4 protein-coding genes are annotated in these 5,609 nt (G+C 40.3%); 2 read left to right on the top strand and 2 right to left on the bottom strand.

What is annotated here, in order from left to right:
• The coding region (locus U0839_RS08195; RefSeq protein WP_413550456.1) for a hypothetical protein at positions 1-244 on the top strand (244 nt) is incomplete at its 5' end.
• Between the two features lie 79 nt (positions 245-323).
• Here U0839_RS08195 and feoB read toward each other — a convergent pair.
• Positions 324-2,171, bottom strand: a complete 1,848-nt coding sequence (gene feoB, locus U0839_RS08190; protein WP_155564856.1) for a ferrous iron transport protein B — start codon at positions 2,169-2,171, stop codon at positions 324-326.
• 3 nt (positions 2,172-2,174) lie between these two features.
• Entirely contained in the window at positions 2,175-2,423 is a 249-nt protein-coding gene (locus U0839_RS08185) for a FeoA family protein (RefSeq protein WP_110439607.1), read from the bottom strand.
• A gap of 324 nt (positions 2,424-2,747) precedes the next feature.
• On the opposite strand from U0839_RS08185, the gene clpB reads away from it, so the two are divergent.
• Positions 2,748-5,354 carry an ATP-dependent chaperone ClpB gene (gene clpB / locus U0839_RS08180; RefSeq protein WP_413550455.1) on the top strand — a complete coding sequence of 869 codons (2,607 nt, stop codon included), beginning with the start codon at positions 2,748-2,750 and terminating at the stop codon, positions 5,352-5,354.
• Positions 5,355-5,609 lie beyond the last annotated feature (255 nt).

The following is a 5,609-nucleotide window of genomic DNA, read 5'->3' as shown; positions in this document are numbered from 1 at the left end:
ACGTTATTCTATTAATTTTATTGCTTGGCGTGGTGAGAAATTGAGATATATGTCTTTGCCTCCTTATGCTGATGACGAGTTTTATTTAACGGCTGTTATTCCTCAATATCTAAATAAAAAAACAGCGATTTATTCTGATTTTATGGTGGCTCATCTTACTTTTAACCCTCAAGAAAAAACAATGGATGTGGATAAAGTTATTAAACGCTATGATCAATTAAAAAAAGATAAATATAAAATTTAATGTTCTATTAATTATGTAGAAATATAATTAAAAACTGATTTATTAAATTAAATCAGTTTTTAATTAATAGAAAAATAATTCAAGAAAAAAATGATGCGATATGCCAGGTAGTAAAGGAGGCAAAATAAGCCATGAAAAACAGATAACAGGCTGTCATTATGACCATCTTCCAGGAAGAGGTTTCTTTTTTTATAACCGCCAACGTAGAAAAGCATTGTGGAGCAAAAATATACCAGGCCAGAAAGGAAAGTCCTGTTGCTATACTCCATTGTGTTGAAAGAAAATGAACCAGTTGGCCCGGTGCATCAGAATCAACACCAGCTATGGAATAAACAGTTGCAAGAGACGTAACAGCAACCTCTCTGGCTGCCAATCCAAGAATAAGCGCAACACATATTTCCCAGTTAAAACCAATGGGTGCAAAAAGGGGTTGAATCCAGTGACCTATAATACCGGCAAAACTCCAATCAATGGCTGGACCTTGTGCACCAGCAGGCGGTTTTGGAAAACTTGATAAAGCCCATAAAAGGATGCTGACCGTTAAGATGATTGTTCCTACGCGATTAACAAAGATTTCAATCCTTTGCCATAATCCAAACAAAATGTTCCGAACACTTGGAAAACGGTAAGAGGGAAGTTCTAGTAAAAGGGTGTTATCATATGATTTTTTTCGTTTTTTGAGAAGTAAGGCCACTAAAAAGGCACTTGCGATTCCTAGTAGATAAAGACCAAACAGGACAAGACCTTGCAGGTTGAATATTATCCCGATAGTTTTATGAGGGATAAAGGCACTGATTAGTAAAGCATAAACTGGTAGTCGTGCGGAACAAGTCATCAGAGGTGCAATGAGAATGGTAACTAGACGATCTCTAGCGCTAGGTATTGTCCGGGTTGCCATGATACCGGGAATTGCACAGGCAAAACTGGATAATAATGGGATGAAAGAACGACCATTTAATCCAACAGAAGCCATAATGCGGTCAAGTAAGAAGGCTGCTCTGGGCAAATACCCGGATTCTTCTAAGAATAAAATCCACAGGAAGAGAACAAGAATTTGAGGTAAAAAGGCGAATGTTGTTCCCACCCCCGCAAAAACACCATCAATAATTAAACTTCTCAAGGGACCTGTCGGTAATAAGTTAGCTATGATTTTTCCAAGCCAGCCTGTCAAATCCTGTATGCCATCCATAAAGGGTTGGGCCCATGAAAAAACGGCCTGGAACATGATAAATAATAAAATGAGAAGGATTAAGGGACCAATAATGGGATGTAAAACCCATCGATCAATTTTTTCATCAAGCAGAACAGAATTTTCAGAAGAATTATGGACGCATTTCAGGAGAATTTTGCGTACTTCGACATGTAAATCGGTTTGATTATCAAGATCAATTGTTGGAATTTTAAAAGAGGTGTCGATATTGTCGACAAGTTTTTTAATTCCGTTTTTTTGGGTTCCTATTGTGGGGATAATGCAAATGCCCAAAATTGATTCTAGTTTTGGAATATCTATGTCGATTTTACGTTTTTTTGCAATGTCACTCATGTTTAGAGCGATCATCATTGGGCGCTTAAGACGGCAAATTTCAAGGGCGAATCTTAAATGTAGTCGCAAATTTGTTGCATCAATAACGCAGATCAAGGCATCTGGTGGGGGTTCGTTACGATAGTTCCCCATGCAAATATCCCTGGTGACTGCTTCATCAAGGCTGGTTGCTTTTAAACTGTATGCCCCCGGTAAATCGATAAGGGTAATCCTGTTTTTGGAGGGTGTGACGAATTGTCCCTCCTTACGTTCCACGGTGACCCCGGCATAATTGGCGACTTTCTGTCTACTTCCGGTCAATTGATTGAATAAAGCGGTTTTTCCGCAATTTGGATTGCCCACTAAAGCTATCTTGGAAATAGGGAATATGGATGATTCAGGCATAAATTAACAATCCAAATGTAAAATGATTCTGGCCGCTTCAGAACGGCGCAGCGCAAAACGGGTCGATCCGATTTGTACAGCAATAGGATTTGAGCCAAATGGCCCAAAGGCAATGATTTTGACAATTTCGCCTGGTACGAAGCCTAAATCACGTAAACGGTCTGCAATAGGATCAGGAGAAGAAAATTCTTCGACATGATCAATAACACTTGATTTCCCTGGGGAAAGCATACTTAAATTTGGAACAGTCATTATTTAAATTGAACTTAACTCTATCATTAAGAATGATTTGCGTTCTTAATAATATGGCAGAAAATTCCTGTTATGTCATCAATTTTGAATTTTATTTTATTTATGATGATTCTTATTCATTTATCGGAAGGATTGGTATAAAATAAATAAATGAAAAGAAAAAATTTTCTTTTTACTCGATAAGTTGAGTTCATGCAATAATGAGTTTGTAATGAAATGATACTTATTTTTTGAAAATTGATTTTTTTGCGAAGGAACGCTGCCTCATAAGAGGGGCAAAACTTTGGCAGGCATGTTGCCTAATTTTAAAAGGGACATAAATTTATGAATATCGAAAAATTTACTGAACGTTCAAGAGGGTTTCTTCAAGCGGCACAGACAATTGCAATTCGTGACTTTCATCAGCAATTAACGCCTCAGCATTTACTGAAAGCGTTGTTGGATGATGAGGAAGGAGCCGCAGCTTCCTTAATACGTGCAGCTGGCGGGGAACCCGCCATTGTCAAAACAACGGTTGAACATTCATTGGATTCCATGCCAAAAGTTCAGGGCGATGGTGCTGGACAGCCTCAAGCCATGCCAGAATTGGTTCGTGTCTTGGATGGCGCGGAAAAAGAGGCCACGAAGGCCGGGGACGAGTATGTTGCTCAGGATCGCCTGTTACTTGCCTTGGCTGCATCTGAAACACCAGCTGGTCAGGCCCTTCAAAAAGGGGGTGTTACAGCTCAAAATCTGGCAAGAGCGATTGATATTATTCGGAAAGGTCGTAAGGTTGACAGCCAGAATGCGGAGGCTTCCTTTGATGCGTTAAAAAAATATGCACGGGATATGACAGAGGTTGCCCGGCAAGGAAAATTGGATCCAGTGATTGGGAGAGATGAGGAAATTCGTCGAACGATTCAGGTCTTGGCTCGACGTACCAAAAATAACCCTGTGCTTATAGGTGAGCCTGGAGTTGGTAAAACTGCAATTGTTGAAGGTTTGGCATCACGGATCGTAAATGGTGACGTTCCAGAGGCATTGAAGAATAAACAGTTATTAGCCTTGGATTTGGGTGCCTTGGTTGCAGGGGCTAAATATCGGGGTGAATTTGAGGAACGTTTGAAGGCTATATTAAAAGAAGTTGAAGCTGCGGCTGGAAAAGTCATATTGTTTATTGATGAAATGCATACATTGGTTGGTGCGGGACGTAGTGATGGAGCAATGGATGCATCAAATCTCATTAAACCTGAGCTGGCACGTGGTACTTTGCATTGTATTGGTGCGACAACCCTGGATGAATATCGCAAATATATTGAAAAAGATGCGGCTTTGGCACGGCGGTTTCAGCCTGTCTTTGTCGGGGAGCCATCAGTAGCGGATACGATTTCAATTTTGCGGGGTATTTCTGAAAAATATGAATTGCATCACGGGGTGCGGATCAGTGATAGTGCTCTGGTGGCAGCGGCAACTTTATCCAATCGTTATATCACAGATCGATTTTTGCCGGATAAAGCAATTGATCTGGTAGATGAAGCCGCAAGTCGGTTACGGATGCAGATTGATAGCAAGCCAGAAGCGCTTGATGAGCTGGATCGTCGTTTGATTCAACTAAAAATTGAGCGTGAAGCTTTGAAAAGGGAGGAAGATTCAGCCAGTCGTGACCGTTTGGAAGCATTGGAGGTTGAGATTGCTGATTTAGAAGAAAAATCAAATGCAATGACTGCGGCCTGGCATGCTGAAAAGAATAAGGTTAATGATGTTCAAAAATTGCAGGAACAGCTGGATCAGGCCCGTTCAGAAGTTGAGGTTGCACAACGCCAAGGTAATTTGGCCCAAGCCTCTAAATTGATGTATGGTGTTATTCCAGAACTTCAAAAGAAAATTGAGGGTTTGCAAACCAAACAGCATGAACATCCGGATCAGGCGAATTTGGTTTCCAAATCAGTGACTGAAAATGAGATCGCGGCGGTTGTATCTCGGTGGACAGGTATTCCAGTGGATAAAATGCTGGAAGGGGAAAGGGCTAAGCTTTTACGAATGGAAGACGAGCTTCGTAAACGTGTCGTAGGGCAGGAACCCGCCTTGAAAGCGGTTGCAAATGCTGTACGTCGGGCACGAGCAGGATTGCAGGATCCAAACCGGCCTATTGGCTCTTTTTTATTCCTGGGTCCAACTGGAGTAGGTAAAACCGAACTGGCAAAAGCGCTTGCTTCATTCCTTTTTGATGACGAAAAAGCGATATTGCGTGTTGATATGAGTGAATTCATGGAAAAACATGCAGTTGCACGGTTGATTGGTGCCCCTCCCGGTTATGTTGGCTATGAAGAAGGGGGTGTTTTGACAGAAGCTATTCGCAGGAGACCTTATCAGGTTATTTTGTTTGATGAGGTTGAAAAGGCTCATGAGGATGTCTTTAACGTATTATTGCAGGTTCTTGATGATGGACGTTTAACAGATGGTCAAGGGCGAACCGTAGATTTTCGTAATACGATTATAATCTTGACAAGCAATCTTGGTTCTGAAATTTTGGCTAATCAGACAGAAGGTGAGTCAACAGAGCTTGTACAGGCTGAAGTTATGAAAGTTGTACGTGCCCACTTTCGTCCTGAATTTCTCAATCGTTTGGATGAAGTTGTTTTGTTCAGTCGATTGCAAAAGGCTGATATGGCAAAAATTGTGGATATACAATTACAGCGTTTACAAGGATTGCTTGAGGATCGTAAAATTAGGCTTGATCTGGATGAAAAAGCACATGCGTGGCTGGAGGAAGCTGGATATGATCCGGTTTATGGTGCACGTCCTCTAAAACGTGTCATACAACGAAATTTGCAAAATCAATTGGCAGAATTATTGTTGCAAGGCGATGTTTATGATGGGGATACTATTTCAATCAGTGCCAATGAGGCTGGTTTATTAATTCAGGGTAAATCAGTTATAGACAAAGCCTGATTTTCGTTAAAACTGGTTGAGTTCATTTCAACCAGTTTTTATTTATGATTATATTAAATATTGTTTAGCTTGTATAATATACGGACAGATAAATAAGTTTGATCTGATAGGATGTCTTTTATTATGGGAATTAAAAGATTTACCTTTTGTCCATCATGAAATTGGATGTTCGATAGGTATCTATGCTGACAAAAATTGATCGGTTTGACTAATAGAAACCTTTGCTTGTCTTTTGTCATTTCATTGGATGGGTTT

It is taken from the genome of Commensalibacter sp. A3DC (assembly GCF_047307945.1).
Lineage (GTDB): Bacteria > Pseudomonadota > Alphaproteobacteria > Acetobacterales > Acetobacteraceae > Commensalibacter > Commensalibacter melissae.
This window is presented reverse-complemented; position numbering and strand designations above follow the sequence as displayed.